Consider the following 18513-nt stretch of genomic DNA (forward strand, 5'->3'; position numbering starts at 1 on the left):
TTAGACTATGTTCGACGATGAGGATAATGATTTTGACTTTAACGAAGAGGATTTCGATCCTTCGGAGTTTCAAAGAGAACAAGAACGTATTCACAATTTGCCGGTTTATAAAAAAGCAATGGAAATTGCCGCTATAACTCAGGCCATTTGTGAATCAATTGACCCTAAAAAAGATGATCTAGATATTAGATCGATGATGTTGCAGAATGCTTACGTTATAGGATCAAAAATATCAGGAGCTGAAGGCGGTGATTTGTTTACGCTTCGAATGGAAAACGCGGTTATTATTAAAATTCATGCCCGTGAATTACTTGCCCAAACCTCACTTTGTCAGGCTGAAGGTTTATCTAACAATCATTACCTTCAGATATTGCGTGATGAAATCGAACAGTTTAAGTTATTGTTTATTGAATGGGTAAAATCATTCGATAAAACCAATGATATTAAAGATGACTGGGGACTGTTTTATGATTAAGATAGGGGATGGTTCATAGTCTATAAACCATGTTCTTTTTTCTGAAAGTGTTTTGTTTTTAATAGGCCATCAAGAACCCGCTAATTTTACTTTAATGGCCGATTGTGAGCTTACTGCTCATGCGGGTTTTGTTTTATCCTTTCTACTTTTTACCTTCTGCTTACCACTTTCCGCTTTCCACTTTTTACTTCTCGCTTTAATTCGTAAAGCTAAAAATGTTTTAGTTCAGCTATATTTGAAAGCCATAAAAATAAAAACATGTATAAAAAGATAATGTTACTGGGCTCAGGTGAACTTGGGAAAGAGTTTGTGATAGCAGCGAAACGCTTAGGGCAATATGTCATTGCTGTTGATTCGTACCAGAATGCACCTGCCATGCAAGTAGCCGATGAGTTTGAAGTCATCAATATGCTGGATGGAGCAGAGCTCGACCGTATAGTAGTTGCTCATCAGCCTGATATTATTGTACCAGAGGTGGAGGCCATCCGCACTGAGCAGTTTTATAAGTATGAGCAACAAGGAGTGCAGGTGGTTCCGAGCGCGAAGGCGGCTAATTTTACGATGAACCGAAAACAGATTCGTGATTTAGCTGCTCAGGAGCTGGGTTTAGTTACGGCAAAGTACCTTTACGCATCTACTTCCGAAGATTTCAAAAAAGCAGTTGAAGTGATTGGTATTCCTTGCGTGGTGAAACCTATTATGTCGTCTTCAGGAAAAGGGCAATCTATTATTCGTTCAGCTGATGAGGTGGATAAAGCCTGGGATTTTGCGATGACTCAGGGTAGGGGAAAGGTGCAAGAAGTAATTATCGAAGAATTTATTCGCTTTGATTCGGAGATAACGTTATTAACGGTTACCCAACAAAATGGCCCGACGTTGTTTTGCAGTCCGATTGGGCATCGACAAGAGCGCGGTGATTACATGGAAAGCTGGCAACCGGCACTTATCACTGAAAAAGATTTGAGCGCAGCTAAAGACATGGCTGCTAAAATTACCGAAGCTTTAGGTGGTGCAGGATTATGGGGCGTAGAGTTTTTCTTAACCGATAAAGGAGTTTATTTCTCCGAATTATCACCTCGTCCGCATGATACAGGTATGGTAACATTGGCAGGTTCACAAAATTTCTCAGAGTTTGAATTACACGCTCGTGCTGTTTTAGGTTTACCGATTCCTGAAATTACCTTGGAAAGAACAGCAGCTAGTTACGTGGTTTTAGCTTCAGAAGAAAATAATGATCAGCCAACATACGACGGTTTGCAGGAAGCGGCTGCCATTCCAAAATCTGATTTTAAAATATTCGGAAAACCGTATACCAAGCAATACAGAAGAATGGCTGTAGCCTTAGCATACGATACAAATTCGGTTTCTACTGATACTGTAAGAGAAAGGGCAAAACTTGTTGCTTCAAAAATAACTGTGAATGGTAAGTATTCGCCGAGTTTGTAAGTGTTGTACAACTTATTGTACATATTGTATTTTAGCTTATATTTGTAAAAAAGATTAAGCAATGGAAATCACAACATATTCAAATTTCAGACAAAGCTTAAAAACTTTCTTAGACAAGGTATTCACCTCTCATTCTCCATTATTTGTGACGCGGGCCAATGGTGAAGATGTAGTGGTTATATCTAAAGCTGATTATGAAAGTATGCTAGAAACGTTTTATTTACTAAGGAGTCCTAATAATGCAGTTAGATTACTAAGGGGTATTGAGCAATTCAATAAGGGCCAAGGTAAAGAGCGGGAGTTAATCGAAGAATGAGGAAAGAATTCTCCGATGACGCCTGGGATGATTACATATACTGGCAAGGAACAGATAAAAAGATTCTCAAAAAAATAAATGACCTTATTAAGGAGATTAGTCGAACTCCATATGAAGGAAGTGGTAATCCAGAGCCATTGAAACATAACCTTGAAGGTTGGTGGTCAAGAAGAATAAACTTAGAACACCGATTAGTTTATAAAATTAAAGATGATTCTATATTAATACTACAATGTAGATATCATTATTATTAGCATGATATTAACAGTCCGAGAGCTCCAATTTCGAACTGTTAATGTCATACAGCTCGCCTCGTTCTTTTAATCCCCTAAAAAATGATTCGTTATTTACTCTCTAAATGATCCTTTTGGGTTTTTTGAGATAAAACCAACCCGATCATCACCAATAAAACACCAACAATGGTGTAAGTACTTATGGTATCTTTCATAATTAAAGCAGCGATAGAAAAACCAAAAATAGGACAGAGGAAGAGCCACATTCCGGCTTTTATGGTGTTTGTTTTTAGTAGCCACAACCATAATTGTACAGCGAAAATGGATACCGGGATGGCCAGCCACAAAACAGCTCCCCAAAAGGTTAGGTTGAAATGATTATTTGATCCGTTGTAATAAAAGCAAGCAACAGGTAGGAGCAAGATGCCTCCGATTAATGTTTGCCAGCCGTTAATGGTGAACAAATCCAAATTATTCCAGTTGCTTGAAGAAAAATAAATGGCCGCAAGCGAATACGATAACATGCTAAAAAGAAGAATCATCAGCCCTTCAGTTGTTACGGTCGTGTTATTAAACCAGGGCCAGGCTGCACATACTACACCTGCGGAACAGATGCAAAGTGCAATAATGACGTTTAACGTTAATTTCTTATTGAGAAAGAATACGGATATAAAACTAATGAAAACCGGATTTGTAGCCACTGCTAGCGCCCCGATTCCTGCTGTTACTTTTTGCATGGCTATAACGTAGCATCCCAGGTAAATGCTGATGTTTAACAAACCGTAGATGGCTATTTGTTTCCATTCCTTACCTTCAGGCAATCGATTTCCTCTTATTAAATGTGAATACGCCAACATAATTAAGGCTGCTACACCAAAGCGAACAATGGCAATACTCAAAGGTTGCGCTGCGTTAAGACCTATTTTAGTGGCGGTAGACGCTGATGCCCAAAGTATTGCAAATGTTAAGCCGGCAGCAATCCAATGGTATTTCTTAGTAATCTTTTGAATCATAAATAGGTCTGAAAAATAGGAAAATTACCATTGAACTGGTGATCTAATAACTGTGGTTGATTATTTTTTAAATCAGCCGGAAGTTTTATTTAAAACATTGTATTACAAATGTTGTACTGAGAATACAAATGTATTACATTTGTAGTAATAAGTAGGTAAAATGAAAATCGCCACCGTAAAAAGGTATGGAAACTCTCAAGGAGTTCTCATTACAAAATCATTCTTAGAGTCTGTTAACTTCTCTAATAAGGTAGAGATTGTTGCTGTTGCTGGTAAGATTATTATTACTCCAGTAAAGGAAAATCCATTAGATGATTGGGATAAACAATTTGAAGCCGCAATTGCAGCAGGGCAACTTCCAGAGGAAACAGCTGAGCTTGGTCACTTTGACAACGAGTCCGATAAAACAGAGTGGACTTGGTAATGTATTCATTTTATCTATGAATAATTTGCAGTTTAAAATTTATTGGGTAGACCTAAGCCCAACAATTGGTAGTGAACAAAACGGTGTTCGACCATGCGTTATCATTTCTAACGATAAGGTGAATAAGCACCTGAAAACGGTTATTATAGCACCTTTAACATCAACTATTAAAAACTATCCAACCAGAATAGATTGTGTAGTGAGTAATAAAGCAGGTCAAATAGTGCTGGATCAAATCAGGACTGTCGATAAAGTTAGATTGAAAAATCAAATTGATGAACTTGATACCAAAACAGCTGGGGCAGTGGTTAATGCTCTTAAAATTCTATTTTCCTAAATCAATCGATAGTTTTTGCGTTGTCGATGTTGTCCGCAGGGTTCATCTGTTGTGATTTGCTTTCAGATTTGTTCTTTTAAAGATTGATTTCACCAGCCCCTTTACTTCTTTTAAAAAGGAATAAAGCTCCTAGATAAACAAAGAGTATATAATAGTTTTTACAACTGAACTATATGGATACAAAAAAAGCCGCTGCATCAACTGATACAGCGGCTTTTTAGTGAATCTTAAATCATTGCTTAATTTTCCACGATTGCTTTTTTAGCCTCTTCTTTAATCACTACTTCTATCGGATCGGAAACTTTATCATCCAATAATGCCAGTTTGAGCACTTCGGTCATTTCGGTTACGTAGTGGAAGTTCAGGTCGCTGATGTAATCGGCTTTAATCTCCTCAACATCTTTACGATTTTGCTTACACATGATAATTTCCTTAATGCCGGCACGTTTAGCCGCCAGGATTTTTTCTTTGATACCACCTACCGGAAGCACTTTTCCGCGTAAGGTAATTTCTCCGGTCATTGCTAAATGAGGACGCACCTTTCGTTGCGTGAACGCCGATGTTAAAGCAGTTAACATCGTAATACCTGCCGATGGTCCGTCTTTAGGAATGCCTCCTGCAGGAACGTGTATATGCACATCCCAATGATCAAATACACGAGGGTCGATATCAAACTTACGTCCGTTGGCTCTTAAGTAGGCAAGGGCAATAACCGCCGATTCTTTCATCACATCGCCCAAGCTACCCGTTAGGGTCAGTTTACCTTTGCCGGGGCTGATGCTTGTTTCAATGAACAAAATATCGCCGCCAACTTGAGTCCAGGCCAGGCCCGTAACCACACCGGCGGTATCATTGTTTTCGTATAGGTCTTTATCAAAAATCGGAGCACCTAAAATGGTTTCCACATCTTTTTCAGTGAGCGTAGTATTGTGCTCTTCTTCCAAAGCAATGTGCTTCGCTACACCGCGTACCAAGGTAGCCACTTTCTTTTCCAAACCACGCACACCTGATTCACGGGTGTACTCCTCAACTACTTTTTCAAGTATGGAGGTTTTTATATTGACATCTTTAGTTTTTAAGCCGTGAGCTTCACGTTGTTTAGGTACTAAATAGTTTTTAGCGATCTGAACTTTTTCCTGAAGGGTATATCCGTTCACCTCAATAATCTCTAATCGATCACGCAAAGCAGGGTGGATGCTGCTTAATGAGTTTGCCGTAGCGATGAACATGATGTTTGACAGGTCGTAATCCAATTCCACATAATGGTCATAAAAAGCATTGTTTTGTTCCGGATCGAGCACTTCTAATAATGCCGACGAAGGGTCGCCCCGGTGATCATTTCCTACCTTATCGATCTCATCCAAAACAAATACAGGATTTGATGTTTTAGCTTTTTTAAGCGACTGAATCACTCGGCCCGGCATTGCACCAATATAGGTTTTGCGGTGACCACGAATATCAGCTTCATCACGAACGCCGCCTAATGCCATCCTAACGTATTTACGTCCGAGTGCTTTGGCTATTGATTTTCCTAAAGAGGTTTTACCCACTCCTGGAGGGCCTACCAAACATAAAATAGGGGCTTTCATGTTGTGCTTTAATTTAAGCACTGCCAAAAATTCAATGATACGTTCTTTTACTTTTTCTAATCCGTAATGGTCTTTGTCGAGTATTTTTTGAGCACGTTTCAGATCGAAATTATCTTTAGTAAACTCATTCCAAGGAAGATCCAATAAAAGTTCCAGGTAATTTACCAATACCGAATATTCTGCCGCAGCAGGATTCATGCGTTGTAATTTCTCAAGTTCCTTTTCAAACGTAGCATAAATTTCTTTCGACCACTTTTTCTTCAAACCGCGATCTTTCAGGTTTTGAACTTCCAGGTCAGGGGTGTTTCCGCCTAATTCTTCCTGAATTGTTTTTAATTGCTGATTCAGGAAATAATCGCGCTGCTGCTTGTCGAGATCAATACGAACCTTGGTTTGAATTTGATTCTTCAAATCCAGCATCTGAAGTTCAGTGGTAAGATGTTGTAGCACCATTTCCGCACGCACGCGCAGATCGGTTTCTTCTAATAAAGCCTGTTTTTCAGGTACTTCGGCATTCATGTTAGATGAAATGAAGTTGACTAAAAACGATGGGCTTTCAATGTTTTTAATTGCAAAAGCGGCTTCCGAAGGAAGGTTGGGTGAGTTTTGTATAATTTGGGTGGCAAGTTCTTTTAATGAACTTACCAAAGCCTTGAATTCTTTGTCTTTAGGAATAGTACGCTCCTCAAATGAATGCACATTGGCTTTCAAATAAGGTTCTGATTGAATCATTTCGCCCATCCGGAAACGTTTTTTACCCTGAATGATCACCGTGGTGTTTCCATCAGGCATTTGAAGCGTTTTTATGATATAAGCCACCGTTCCGATTTGGTTCAGATCTTCCATAGTAGGATCTTCAATCGAAACATTTTTTTGTGATACTACACCTATAATCTTGGTTGCTTTATAAGCCTCTTTGATCAATTTTATCGACTTATCACGGCCAACTGTAATAGGAATCACAACTCCAGGAAAAAGTACCGTATTGCGTAGAGGTAAAATTGGCAGTGCCTCAGGCATCTCTTCCTTATTCATTTCCTCCTCATCTTCGGGAGTCATCAATGGGAAAAATTCTGTGTCTTCGTGCATCATCGAATCTACGCGTTGTTTTATATCAAATGGGTCGAATATACTCATCTATCAGGTTTGAATTTTATTTTATGAATTAAAGGTCAACATGGCAGAAAACCAAAATTTAATTCGTGGGGATAGTCATTTCAAGAGTTATGCCATGCGCTTAAACATGGGCAATATTACATTTTAACTGCAAAAACGGCAGGAAAGTTTTAAGTTTTACTGCATTTAAAGCATTATTTTTTGAAGGGTGCTTCCTGCTTTAAAGATCAATGTTTTTCGGGTTGAACCCACAATGATGTTTACAATGTTGGTTTGCCCTTCAAAATCATCAATTAATAAGTTTTGTTTCAACTCGGCATTGTTCAGTCCTTCCGGGAGAGCAATCTCAAAATAAACGCTCATGGTCATTCCTTTAGTTTCAGTACCGATAAAATTAATCGGTTTCACCTGGTTTTTAGCTTTAAGCTGAATGACTGTAGGGAGATATTGTTTAAGATACGTTTCAAAATCTTTATTATCAATATGAAGCTGTTTGTTAAAACGCTTTGAAAGTGTTTTTTCCAGATCATCCCAAAATACGTTCACGATAAACTCAGCAGTATGATTCTTTGAATTGTATTCTAGTTGAGTGATGGAGGTATAGTATTTATGAGGACTAGCCGGTAAAGCAAGAATTAATAAAAGGCTTATGATCAATAGTTTCTTCATACAACAAAGATGCAGATTATTTGAAAAGGCTAAAAAACAAAATAGCCTCGAATTTCGAGGCTGTTTTGTTCTAATTATTCTGTTACGAGGAGGAGTATAATCTCGCTTTAAAAGTTTATTTAATTATTCCCCTTAACCGGTGTCGGAGTTGATGCAGAATTGTTATTCCGCTCTACCTGCATCGGGTTTAGAGTTTGTTCGTGTTGTTGTTTAAACAATTGGAATTTTGATTCCACTGCTTTGTACGGAAAGAAATTATTGCTGCGATCAATATCAGCTGTTTCCTGTAAAGGATCGAGTTCAAATTGTTTTACCGGTTTTTCAGTTATGAACAGTTTTGCAACTTTCTGATTGTTTTTTCTCCAAATTTCAGCCGGAATACGAACTATTTCTTTAGTACCATCTGCATACTCCATTTGAAGAATAACCGGCATGATTAAACCGCCCACATTTTCAAAATCAACCAAATAATAATTTAAACCGGCAGCAAGCGCTTTTTTGTCTTTGTCATTTAAAGCATTGTAATACGCTTGGTATTTAGTGCGGTCGCTTTCACTTACCACTAACGGGTCGTATGCATTGTAGAAATCTTTCAATTCAGGAAATTTATCAACGCGGTACTGTTTGATACTCGTTTTATTGCGTTGTTCTGAAACAGAAAGCGGTTCAGCTTCCAACTTTTTACGTTTCGCGTTTTTTTCTACTTCAGGGTTTTGTGTATCTGTTGAATACCAGGTTACATTTTTAATAGCGATATCAACAGGATCGGTTCCATAAAACCAACCTCTCCAAAACCAGTCAAGGTCAACGCCCGATGCATCTTCCATAGTACGGAAAAAATCAGCAGGTTGTGGATGTTTAAACATCCAACGTTGAGCATATTCTTTAAAGGCGTAATCAAAGAGTTCGCGACCCATTACGGTTTCGCGCAGAATATTTAAAGCGGTGGCAGGTTTTGAATAGGCATTATTACCAAACTGTAAAATCGACTCTGAGTTAGTCATAATCGGGTCTAAAGTGGCTTTATCACCCGACATGTATGGAACAATATCACGGGGTTCACCTCTTCGTGAAGGATATTTTTCTTCCCATTCCTGTTCTGTTAAATATTGAAGAAATGTATTCAATCCTTCATCCATCCAGGTCCACTGACGTTCATCGGAACTTACAATCATCGGGAAGAAGTTATGTCCCACTTCATGAATCACTACTGAAATTAAACCATATTTAGTAGATGCCGCATAAGTGCCATCGGCTTCCGGACGAGGTCCGTTGAAACAAATCATTGGATACTCCATGCCACCGATTGGTCCGTTTACAGAAATTGCAGTAGGATAGGGGTAACCGAATGTGTAACGTGAATACGTTGTTAAGGTTTGCGCAATGGCATGAGTGGAGTATTTATCCCAAAGAGGGCTAGCTTCTTTAGGGTAGTATGACATGGCCATCACTTTCTTGGGTCCAACCTGTACGCCCATTGCATCCCAAATAAATTTACGTGATGAAGCCCAGGCAAAATCACGAACGTTATCAGCCTGAAAGATCCAGGTTTTTTTGTTTTTTGAATGATTTTTTTCATTAGCTGTAGCTTCATCCTGTGAAACGATCATGATCGGTTTAGGGGCGTTTTTCGCCTGTTCTAACAAGTCGATTTGTTTTTTGCTGAGAACCTGTGACGTGTTTTGTAAAGTTCCGGTTGCTGCCACAATATGGTCGGAAGGAACGGTAATGCTTACTTTATAATCTCCAAAATCCAGGGCGAATTCACCATTGCCAAGGTATTGTTTGGTTTGCCAACCGTTAACATCATCGTACACGCACATGCGCGGGAACCATTGGGCCATTTCGTAGATGATGTTTTTATCACCTGCAAAATATTCATAACCACCCCGCCCGCCGTTAATTTTTGCATTGTTAATATAATTGAACCAATCTACCGAAAAAGTAAAACTTTGCTTAGGTTTTAACGGTTGAGGAAGTTCTACACGCATCATGGTTTTGTTGATCGTATAGTTTAAATCGGAGCCCGCTGTTTTTACAGATTTTATGGTGTAGCCGCCTTTAAATTCTTTCTGATTGAACATGTTCAATGCCTCAAAGCTCATATCCTTTAGCGGGCCATTAGTTTGGGTGCTGTAGGTGTCGGATTTGGGATCAAAAATGTTTTGATCCAGCTGCAGCCAGATATAAGTTAAGGCATCAGGAGAATTATTGGTATAGGTAATGGTTTCGGATCCGGTTACACTTTGATTTTCATCGTTGAGTTCTATTTTAATATCGTAGTTGGCCCGTTGCTGCCAGTATTCATGGCCAGGTGCACCAGCTCCATTGCGATAACCGTTGGGCGTTGGCCAGAGTTCTTCTAGTTGATGAAACTTGTTACTGTTGTAGATGCCTCCTTGTGCAGAGGCAGCAATGCTACAGCTGAAGCAAGCTACGTATAGGATTAGTTTCTTCATTTTCTGTTGTTTGGGTTTAAAATTTGAAAGATAGAAATGTTATTTTATTTATGCTGTTTTTTGCGATAATTCTTTTGTAAATAATTTATGGCTGCCAAAATTTTCTCTCCCAAAGCCATTGAATGGATTGGAGTAATACCGGAACTGAAATGATATAGTTAATGAGTTTGGGAGATAATTTTATGTGTTTTTCTGTTAGAAATAACAAAAACATTATTACCGAAATAATAACGAGCTGGCCGCATTCAAGTCCTAAATTGAAGGGAAGTAATGTGGTCAGTACATTAAATTCCATTCCCATAAACAATTCTTTAAGTAGGCGCGAAAAACCCAAACCATGGATTAATCCGAAGAAACCTGAAAATAAAACCCTGTAGTTATGTAATCTTGGAAGAAAAAGATTTTCTATGCAGGTAAAAAAAATGGTGAAAGCGATTAGAAATTCGATTACTGCACCATCCAGGTTTATAATATTGAGTACCGAAAGTGCTAGTGTTATGGAATGAGCAATAGTAAACGAAGTGACAATCCAAAGTAAGTGTTTCCAGTCTTGTATACTGTAAATAGCACAGATAGCGAATAGAAAAAGAATATGGTCGTAACCGTTGGGGTCTAGAATGTGATGAAAGCCTTGGGAAAGAAAAACGCAGAATTGATTCATGAAGTGGTTTTGTCGCCAAATATAAAATCTTTAGCAGTTCCGGGTAGTTTTGTCACAACATTTGCTGTGCACTCTCATATTTTCTGCCAATATGAATAAACCTAAAAAGAGAACATGGGTACTAGTTTTATTACGTTTACTTACTTGGGTGGCAGCTTTAGCGCTTGGTTTAGTATTTATTCGTAATTGTACCAGTCATGACTCTTTACTTAACAATCATCCGTTTGTTGTTGAAAAGGTACAATCAATTGGAAAATTAGAGCTGGTGAAATATGATTATAACACTATTTTACAGCATAAGGAAATCGGAGATTGGCTACCGGATCCATTAGCTTTATTCTTAATCAATGGGCAAGTAGTTAGCAGTGTCGATTTTTCAAAAGTGACCAATGAGGATGTTATTATTGCCGACAGTGTTATTACGATTCGGATACCTCAACCTGAACTCTTGGTAAAGGTGGATCATGGTAAATCAAAAATTTATGAAACCGAATATAGGTTTTGGGATGACCAAAAATGGATTGATGTGGTTTTATTAAAAGCAGAAGAGCAGCTGAAAACAGCTGCTCTTAAGTCGGAGATTATTGGGTATACCAAAAAAAATATTGAAAAATTATTGATTCCCACCTTTACTGTCATGGGGTTTAAAAAAGTTAATCTTGAATTTAAATAGCAGTATTCATTTTTCTTTGCCTTCTTGGTTACCCTTCCTTTCTTTAAATTTATCTAACACGTTATTTATTAATTTCTTCAGCTTTATCTTCACTATGGATATGGTAGTAGAATAGATTATATCCTTATTTTTAGGGATGAATGTTCAATATCTGGCAACAAAATTAGCCGTACCAATCGGTAAAAAGACTGTAATTGCGATTGTTCAGGAATTGGAAAAACAATCTTTTTCAGTAAGTGAACTCATTGATCTTACTTTTCATACTCAATCTGAAATTGGTTTTCGAGCAGCCTGGATATTTGAAAACTATATATTAAATGATAAACCCCGTTTATTGCAAGTCCTTCCATTTTTTCTAGAAAAGTTTAGTTCAGTAAGCAATCCGAGCTGTAAACGACATTTTGCCAAAGTTTTACAAGAAATCACTTCTCATCTCAATAGCAAAAAGGCAGATCCTATATTAAGGGAGGCTGTCCTTAACTCAGAGCTCGAGCCTGTAATCACGGCGTGTTTTGACTGGATGATTGATCCCAAAGTGGCAGTTGCTGTAAAGGTGTTCTGTATGGAAAGTTTGTTTAATATGAGTACGCAATATCCTTGGATTAATGAAGAATTGACACCTACGATAGAATTCGTCATGAAAGGTGGGAGTGCAGGAATTCAAGCAAGGGGAAGAAAATTGTTGGTAAAATGTAAGAATGGTTGAATATAAAGTTTATTGGAGCGAAAAAAAATGCTGGTTGAAAAACCAGCATTTTTTTGGTAATATGAAGATTATTAAGCCTTTTGCTCTTGTGCTTCTTTGTTATTATAAAAAACGAATTGATTGTCAAACATATCTAGTTTTATTTTTGAATCCTTTTCCACTTTTCCGGCAAGAATTTGCTTCGAAAGTTCGTTAAGAATACGTTTCTGAATCACGCGTTTTAGCGGACGAGCTCCAAACTGTGGATCATATCCTAATTGAGCCAACCAGTCTAGCGCTTCATCACTTGCTTCCAGCTCAATTCCGATTTCTCGCATGGTTTGTTGAACATGGGCAAATTGCATACTTACAATATCCCTGATTTCATCTCTGCCCAATGGTTGGAACATGATGGTTTCATCGATTCGATTCAAAAACTCAGGACGAATGGTTTTTTTCAATAATTCAAAAACTTCGTTCTTGGTTTTAGCAATAACCTCATCTCTGGTATCATCATTCAGTCCTGCAAAGTTTTCATTAATAAGATGAGAGCCAATATTGGAAGTCATGATGATAATAGTATTTTTAAAATCTACCACACGACCTTTATTGTCGGTTAAACGGCCATCATCAAGTACTTGTAATAAAATATTGAATACATCAGGATGAGCCTTTTCAATTTCATCGAGTAAAATAACCGAATAGGGTCTGCGACGAACCGCTTCAGTAAGCTGACCACCCTCATCGTAACCAACGTAACCCGGAGGCGCACCAATTAAACGCGATACAGAATGACGTTCCTGATATTCCGACATATCAATACGCGTCATCGAATGTTCGTCGTTAAACAAAAATTCTGCTAGGGCTTTGGCCAATTCTGTTTTACCAACACCGGTTGTTCCCAAAAAAATGAATGATCCAATCGGTTTTTTCTTATCCTGCAAACCGGCTCTGCTGCGACGAATGGCATCCGAAACCGCTTCGATCGCTTCTTCTTGACCAGCTACACGATTGTGCAACTCTTCTTCCAAATGTAGCAGTTTTTCACGCTCGCTTGCTACCATTTTCTGCACCGGAATCCCGGTCCAACGTGAAACAACGCCGGCAATATCTTCAGCTGTTACTTCTTCTTTAAGCATGCGCGAATTGCTTTGTATTTCATCCAGCTTTTTGGTCAGCTCTTCGATTGCCTTTTCTGTTTCAGGTAATTTACCATACTGAATTTCCGAAGCGTAAGCAAAATCACCATTCCGTTTAGCTTGTTCGATTGAGATTTTAAGCGTCTCAATATCTTGTTTCTTGATTTGAATGGCATCGACAACATCTTTTTCACTTTGCCATTTTGCTTTTAATGCGTTTCGTTCTTCACTCAGATTAGCAATTTCTTCATTTAAACGGTTAAGTCTTTCTTCATTGTTTTCACGTTTAATGGCCTCCCGTTCAATTTCTAATTGCATAATCCGGCGCTCCAATTCATCTAAAGCTTCAGGTTTAGAATCCATTTCTAATCGCAGTTTAGCAGCAGCCTCATCCATTAAGTCAATGGCTTTGTCGGGCAAGAAACGGTCGGAAATATAGCGTTGAGAAAGTTCAACGGAGGCAATAATTGCTTCGTCCTTGATTTTTACTTTATGATGATTTTCATAGCGCTCTTTCAGGCCTCGTAATATGGAAATGGCATCCTGCGTGTCGGGTTCTTCAACCATTACTTTTTGAAAACGACGCTCCAGCGCTTTGTCTTTCTCTAAATATTTTTGATATTCATTCAGGGTGGTTGCTCCGATAGCTCTTAATTCACCTCTTGCTAAGGCTGGTTTAAGGATGTTGGCGGCATCCATCGCTCCTTCACCGCCACCGCCGGCTCCAACGAGCGTGTGGATTTCATCAATGAAAAGTATGATTTCACCATCAGAACCCTGAACCTCTTTAACTACCGCTTTTAATCGTTCTTCAAACTCTCCTTTGTACTTAGCTCCGGCAATTAATGCACCCATGTCGAGCGAGTAAATGGTTTTGGTTTTAAGGTTTTCAGGAATATCACCATTGATAATACGATGCGCAATTCCTTCGGCAATAGCTGTTTTACCAACGCCTGGTTCTCCAATCAGGATAGGGTTGTTCTTGGTCCTGCGTGAAAGGATTTGAATTACACGTCGGATTTCATCATCGCGCCCAATTACCGGATCCAATTTGCCTTCTCGTGCTAATTCATTAAGGTTTTTGGCGTATTTATTTAAAGCGTTATATGTTGCCTCTGCGTTTTGGTCGGTTACGCGACTGCCTCCGCGCAATGCGTTAATTGCTTTTTTAAGATCTTTTTCATTAACACCAAGATCTTTTAGCAAGATTGTCGTCTTATCGTTTCCGGCAAGAATTCCCAACAATAAGTGTTCAACTGAAATGAATTCATCGTTAAATTCTTTCAGGTACGATTGTGCTTTGGTGAGCGCTCTATTTGCATCATTCGAAAGGTATAAACTACTTCCGGTAACTTTTGGAAAGGTATTGATTTGTTCATCCAGGCCTGACTCCAGTCTTTGTAGATTAACATTTAGCTTTTTTAAAAGATAGGTTACAATACTTTCATCAACAGATAAAATTCCTTTCAATAAATGAGCAGGTTCTATGGCTTGTTGCTGAAATCCCATTGTAATTTCAGAAGCTTTGTTAACGGCTTCCTGAGCTTTGATTGTATAGTTGTTGAAATTCATGTTTTTAGAAATGTTTTTGTTTTCCTCGGGCTTATAACATCAAACATTCAACCATCTAAAAAGTTGTTAGCTAATCATGAAAAATATTCAGGTAGAATTCGGTTTTAAATGTCAAAATGGCTGTTTTTGGAGGGTTGGTGCTGGCAAAATGTTAGTTAGACGGTTTTAGGTTTTAGGTTTTAGGTTTTAGGTTTTAGGTTTTAGGTTTTAGGTTTTAGGTTTTAGGTTTTAGGTTTTAGGTCGGGATTATGTTAAATGAAAAAGCCGGAACTAGTCCGGCTTTTAAATAATATATGAGATGATTTTTAATATTGAGGGTTGAGATAAAAGAATTTAGGAAACTTAAATCTTTACTCTTTAACCTTTACAACTATTGTCCCCAGGTTGATGGGTTTTCTCTCCAGGCAACTAAGGTTTCTAAATGACCTTTGTTGATATAGCCATTTTTCAAGGCTTCATCAATCAGGAAATTGTAATTACTTAAACTATGGAATACACATTTGGCTTCTTTAAAAGCTTCTTCAGTTTGGGTAAAACCATAATTGAAAATAGAAACCAAACCCACCACATCATGTCCTGCTGCACGTAAAGCTTCAACAGCGGCTAATGAACTCTTGCCAGTTGAAATTAAGTCTTCAATAACAATGATACGATCTCCGTGCTTTAACTCACCCTCAATCTGGTTGTTCATGCCATGCTTTTTCGCTTCAGCACGAACATAAGCAAAGGGTAAACCAAGTTCTTGGGCAACTAACACTCCTTGTGGAATTCCTGCGGTGGCAACGCCTGCAATAGCTCCAACCGGACCGAACTCTTCGTTAATTAAATGAGTTAACTGCTGACGAATGTAAGTACGAACCATCGGATGCGAAAGTGATACACGATTATCGCAGTAAATTGGAGATTTCCAACCAGAAGTCCAGGTAAATGGATTGTCAGGTTGAAGTTTAATTGCTTTAATTTGTAAAAGATATTCTGCTACTTTTATAGCGGTTTCATTATGTAATGACATGGCGCAAAGGTATATAATTTATATTAACGACCAATCACTTTTTATTGGAAGTATTAATGGAAATGATTTTTCTGATTCTTTAGTTGTTGTAAATGAGGAAGATGTGATTAAGGTTATGGCTGATGTTGTAACGGGTAATTTACACTCTTCTTTATGGTTAAAAAGCAATGAACCAGCTAAAGCGTTCAAAAATCTCTGTAAGAAATTAACTTACATCGAAGCTGCCGGTGGGTTGGTGAAGAACGAATTTGATGAATATTTGACCATATTCAGATTAGGAAAATGGGATTTGCCAAAAGGAAAGTTGGAAGACGGAGAAGAGATACCTGAATGCGCAGTTAGGGAAGTGAAAGAGGAGTGTGGTGTGACGGTTGCACGAATAATAGAAGAGCTGCCTTCTTCTTATCATGTTTACGTTTTTAAAGATCAATTAACCTTAAAACGCACTTATTGGTTCAGTATGGAATGCTTAGGCCGGCCTGAATTGACGCCTCAAACAGAAGAAGATATTGCTGAAGTTCGTTGGGTTAAAAAAGATGATTTTGCACTGATTTATGAGAATACCTATCCTGCAATTATGGATGTGTTGAGTTTGGTTAGTATCAGGTAGCAAGTAATACCATTCATCATTCATAATTTAATCTTCTATCCCAATATCTTCAAAATCTTATCCGTTGATTTAAGTCCGTGTCCGCTAAAGAGTGAGACCACCGTTTCATCATCCGATTCTTTCAAATATTTTTGTAATCCGGCAATGGTTGCAGCAGAGGTAGGTTCAATATAGTAGCCCTTTTTACCGCAATAAAGCAGACTTTCTTTAATTTCCTGTTCATTAACGGCGAAGAACTTGCCTTTTGTTGCTTCCACCATTTTCAGCATTTGATTGCCGCGAACCGGTGCTGCAATGGCAATACCTTCAGCTAGTGTTGGGCCGGAAGCTACAGGTTCAACTATATTTTCTCCTTTAATGTATGCTTGATATAAAGGGGAACAATTACCAGCCTGAATTGCTATTATCTTGGGCATTTTGCTAATGATACCAGCTTTCAAAAGGTCATTGAAGCCAATAAAACAACCAATGAGTAATGTGCCATTTCCTGCAGGAACAACCACGGCATCAGGAGCTTTCCAACCCAATTGCTCGCAAACTTCATAAGCAAAAGTTTTAGTGCCTTGATAAAAGTAGGGGTTGTAACAATGGCTGGCATAAAAAGTATGTGAAGCTGCTTTAAAGGCTGCGTTGGCAGTAACCTCACGATTGCCGGGAACCCTCATGATTTTTGCACCGTACATTCGCATTTGTGCAATTTTAGGTTCTGCGGTATCAGCAGGAAGATAGATGGCACAATTAATACCTGCTTTTGCAGCATAGGCTGCAATGGCACAACCTGCATTTCCGGAAGAATCTTGAATTACTTCTCTAATGCCCAGCTCCTTTACCAAACTTAATAAAACGGTAGCACCGCGATCTTTATAAGAGCCGGTACTGAAATTTTGTTCTTGTTTTATTAACGCTTGCTTGCCGTTAAAATCAATGGGAAGGAGCGGAGTAAAACCTTCATCAAAACTTATAATATGCTCGTTATTGACAATTGGAATGGCTTCACGGTAACGCCAAAGATTGGGCTTCCTGTTTTTTATTTTCTCCAGGTCAAATTCGGCTTCAAATTGTAAATCAAGCAAATTGCCGTCATTGCTAAGCCAACGCGGCTCGTTTACCGGATATTTTTCTCCGGTAGCCGTGGAAATGAATTGTGCCTTATTTGAACTCATGACCTTATTAAGTAGGTAGTCAATCTGCTGGAACAAAAATCTTCATCATGTTCTTCAAAAAATCAAATAGCTTAAAATGAGGCAATTGCTTCTACTTCAATTTTATAACCATAATGCAAAGCCGGAACTGGTACAATGGATCTTGCTGGTTTATGTTCTCCGAAGAATTTTGCATAAGCGGCGTTTACAGCTGGCCAGTCGTTTACATCTGAAATATATAAAGTCGTTTTTACCACTTGCTCAAGACTGCTGCCCCCCGCTTCCACAATATCTTTCATTTGCTGTAATACGATGGTTACTTGTTCATCCAATGGTGTTTCAACAGGATAACCAACTGGCAATTGTCCTGAAACAAAAATAAAACCGTTCATGCGAACACCTTGCGAATAATGTCCTGCCGGATCGGCAACTTTATTGGTATGAATGATGTTCATAGATTCCTATCTGAGTTAAATTACAAAAAGTCAAGCGCCTCTGTTGGAACAAACGGACTAACATTGCCTTTGTTTCTCAAAATATCACGAACAATTGTCGAACTGATGGCTGAATATTCAGGTTTGCTCAAAATAAAAATTGTTTCAATTTCCGGTTTCATCACCTGATTAATCTGAGCAATGGCACGTTCATACTCAAAGTCGGCCACTGAACGAATACCGCGGATCATGTATTGAGCTCCCAATTCTTTACAGAAATCCACGGTGAGTCCTTCATACGTTTTGATCTCAATTTTTGGGTTGTTGGCGTAAACAGCCTGTAATATATGCTCCCGATTTTCAGGACTTAAAAAACTAGGTTTACTGCTGTTTAGCCCAATGCCAATAATCACTTTGTCGAATAAAGGGGAAGCGCGTTTAACAATATCAACGTGTGCAATGGTAATAGGATCAAATGAACCTGGAAACAGGGCGATTTTCATTTTGA

General features: G+C 38.4%; 19 protein-coding genes. 9 read left to right on the forward strand and 10 right to left on the reverse strand.

Features of this window, described 5'->3' with window-relative positions; translation table 11 throughout:
• Window positions 1-7 precede the first annotated feature (7 nt).
• The 4 genes from FN756_RS09680 to FN756_RS09695 all read left to right on the forward strand — a co-directional run bounded on the left by FN756_RS09680 (window position 8) and on the right by FN756_RS09695 (window position 2491).
• A complete protein-coding gene (locus tag FN756_RS09680) occupies window positions 8-475 on the forward strand; it encodes a hypothetical protein (RefSeq protein ID WP_142603747.1) in 468 nt (155 codons plus the stop codon).
• Between the two features lie 258 nt (window positions 476-733).
• Window positions 734-1921, forward strand: coding sequence for a formate-dependent phosphoribosylglycinamide formyltransferase (purT, locus tag FN756_RS09685; RefSeq protein WP_142603749.1), 1188 nt, complete (start codon window positions 734-736; stop codon window positions 1919-1921).
• Window positions 1922-1982: 61 nt separating this feature from the next.
• Window positions 1983-2237 carry a type II toxin-antitoxin system Phd/YefM family antitoxin gene (locus FN756_RS09690; protein WP_142603750.1) on the forward strand — a complete coding sequence of 85 codons (255 nt, stop codon included), beginning with the start codon at window positions 1983-1985 and terminating at the stop codon, window positions 2235-2237.
• Window positions 2234-2491, forward strand: a complete 258-nt coding sequence (locus FN756_RS09695; protein WP_142603752.1) for a Txe/YoeB family addiction module toxin — start codon at window positions 2234-2236, stop codon at window positions 2489-2491. The genes FN756_RS09690 and FN756_RS09695 overlap by 4 nt, the downstream gene beginning before the upstream one ends.
• 89 nt (window positions 2492-2580) lie before the next feature.
• On the opposite strand, the gene FN756_RS09700 is transcribed toward FN756_RS09695, so the two are convergent.
• Window positions 2581-3483 carry a DMT family transporter gene (locus tag FN756_RS09700; RefSeq protein WP_142603754.1) on the reverse strand — a complete coding sequence of 301 codons (903 nt, stop codon included), beginning with the start codon at window positions 3481-3483 and terminating at the stop codon, window positions 2581-2583.
• A 160-nt stretch (window positions 3484-3643) separates the two neighbouring features.
• Here FN756_RS09700 and FN756_RS09705 point away from each other — a divergent pair, with 160 nt between their 5' ends.
• Window positions 3644-3907, forward strand: coding sequence for an AbrB/MazE/SpoVT family DNA-binding domain-containing protein (locus tag FN756_RS09705; protein WP_142603756.1), 264 nt, complete (start codon window positions 3644-3646; stop codon window positions 3905-3907).
• 16 nt (window positions 3908-3923) lie between these two features.
• Window positions 3924-4244 carry a type II toxin-antitoxin system PemK/MazF family toxin gene (locus tag FN756_RS09710; protein ID WP_142603758.1) on the forward strand — a complete coding sequence of 107 codons (321 nt, stop codon included), beginning with the start codon at window positions 3924-3926 and terminating at the stop codon, window positions 4242-4244.
• Window positions 4245-4483: 239 nt separating this feature from the next.
• Here FN756_RS09710 and lon read toward each other — a convergent pair whose 3' ends face one another.
• The 4 genes from lon to FN756_RS09730 form a co-directional block, all read right to left on the reverse strand.
• Window positions 4484-6970 (reverse strand): endopeptidase La, encoded by a 2487-nt coding sequence (gene lon / locus FN756_RS09715; RefSeq protein ID WP_142603760.1) that lies wholly within the window; start codon window positions 6968-6970, stop codon window positions 4484-4486.
• A 165-nt stretch (window positions 6971-7135) separates the two neighbouring features.
• A complete protein-coding gene (locus FN756_RS09720; RefSeq protein ID WP_142603762.1) occupies window positions 7136-7618 on the reverse strand; it encodes a DUF6702 family protein in 483 nt (160 codons plus the stop codon).
• 119 nt (window positions 7619-7737) lie between these two features.
• Window positions 7738-10077 carry a M1 family metallopeptidase gene (locus FN756_RS09725; protein WP_142603764.1) on the reverse strand — a complete coding sequence of 780 codons (2340 nt, stop codon included), beginning with the start codon at window positions 10075-10077 and terminating at the stop codon, window positions 7738-7740.
• A gap of 85 nt (window positions 10078-10162) precedes the next feature.
• Window positions 10163-10738: a HupE/UreJ family protein gene (locus tag FN756_RS09730; protein ID WP_142603766.1), complete on the reverse strand. Its 576-nt coding sequence runs from the start codon at window positions 10736-10738 to the stop codon at window positions 10163-10165.
• A gap of 91 nt (window positions 10739-10829) precedes the next feature.
• On the opposite strand from FN756_RS09730, the gene FN756_RS09735 reads away from it, so the two are divergent.
• Window positions 10830-11411 carry a DUF4230 domain-containing protein gene (locus tag FN756_RS09735; protein WP_142603768.1) on the forward strand — a complete coding sequence of 194 codons (582 nt, stop codon included), beginning with the start codon at window positions 10830-10832 and terminating at the stop codon, window positions 11409-11411.
• A 136-nt stretch (window positions 11412-11547) separates the two neighbouring features.
• The gene (locus FN756_RS09740; protein ID WP_142603770.1) at window positions 11548-12117 is read left to right on the forward strand and encodes a hypothetical protein; all 570 of its coding nucleotides are present in this window, start codon (window positions 11548-11550) and stop codon (window positions 12115-12117) included.
• Window positions 12118-12188: 71 nt separating this feature from the next.
• Here FN756_RS09740 and clpB read toward each other — a convergent pair whose 3' ends face one another.
• Both clpB and pyrE read right to left on the reverse strand, forming a co-directional pair.
• Window positions 12189-14807 carry an ATP-dependent chaperone ClpB gene (gene clpB / locus FN756_RS09745; RefSeq protein WP_142603772.1) on the reverse strand — a complete coding sequence of 873 codons (2619 nt, stop codon included), beginning with the start codon at window positions 14805-14807 and terminating at the stop codon, window positions 12189-12191.
• 370 nt (window positions 14808-15177) lie between these two features.
• Window positions 15178-15819, reverse strand: coding sequence for an orotate phosphoribosyltransferase (gene pyrE, locus FN756_RS09750; RefSeq protein WP_142603774.1), 642 nt, complete (start codon window positions 15817-15819; stop codon window positions 15178-15180).
• Here pyrE and FN756_RS09755 point away from each other — a divergent pair.
• A complete protein-coding gene (locus tag FN756_RS09755; RefSeq protein WP_142603776.1) occupies window positions 15818-16429 on the forward strand; it encodes an NUDIX hydrolase in 612 nt (203 codons plus the stop codon). The two genes, pyrE and FN756_RS09755, sit on opposite strands and share 2 nt — an antisense overlap.
• A 35-nt stretch (window positions 16430-16464) precedes the next feature.
• Here the strand turns inward: FN756_RS09755 and FN756_RS09760 are convergent, their stop codons facing one another.
• The 3 genes from FN756_RS09760 to coaD all read right to left on the reverse strand — a co-directional run bounded on the left by FN756_RS09760 (window position 16465) and on the right by coaD (window position 18508).
• Window positions 16465-17592: a threonine synthase gene (locus tag FN756_RS09760; RefSeq protein ID WP_142603778.1), complete on the reverse strand. Its 1128-nt coding sequence runs from the start codon at window positions 17590-17592 to the stop codon at window positions 16465-16467.
• A gap of 71 nt (window positions 17593-17663) precedes the next feature.
• On the reverse strand, window positions 17664-18026 hold the full coding sequence (locus tag FN756_RS09765) for a RidA family protein (protein WP_142603780.1): 363 nt from the start codon (window positions 18024-18026) through the stop codon (window positions 17664-17666).
• 20 nt (window positions 18027-18046) lie between these two features.
• Window positions 18047-18508 (reverse strand): pantetheine-phosphate adenylyltransferase, encoded by a 462-nt coding sequence (gene coaD, locus FN756_RS09770; RefSeq protein WP_142603782.1) that lies wholly within the window; start codon window positions 18506-18508, stop codon window positions 18047-18049.
• Between the last annotated feature and the right edge of the window lie 5 nt (window positions 18509-18513).

Source organism: Solitalea koreensis (genome assembly GCF_900182575.1).
GTDB lineage: Bacteria > Bacteroidota > Bacteroidia > Sphingobacteriales > Sphingobacteriaceae > Solitalea > Solitalea koreensis.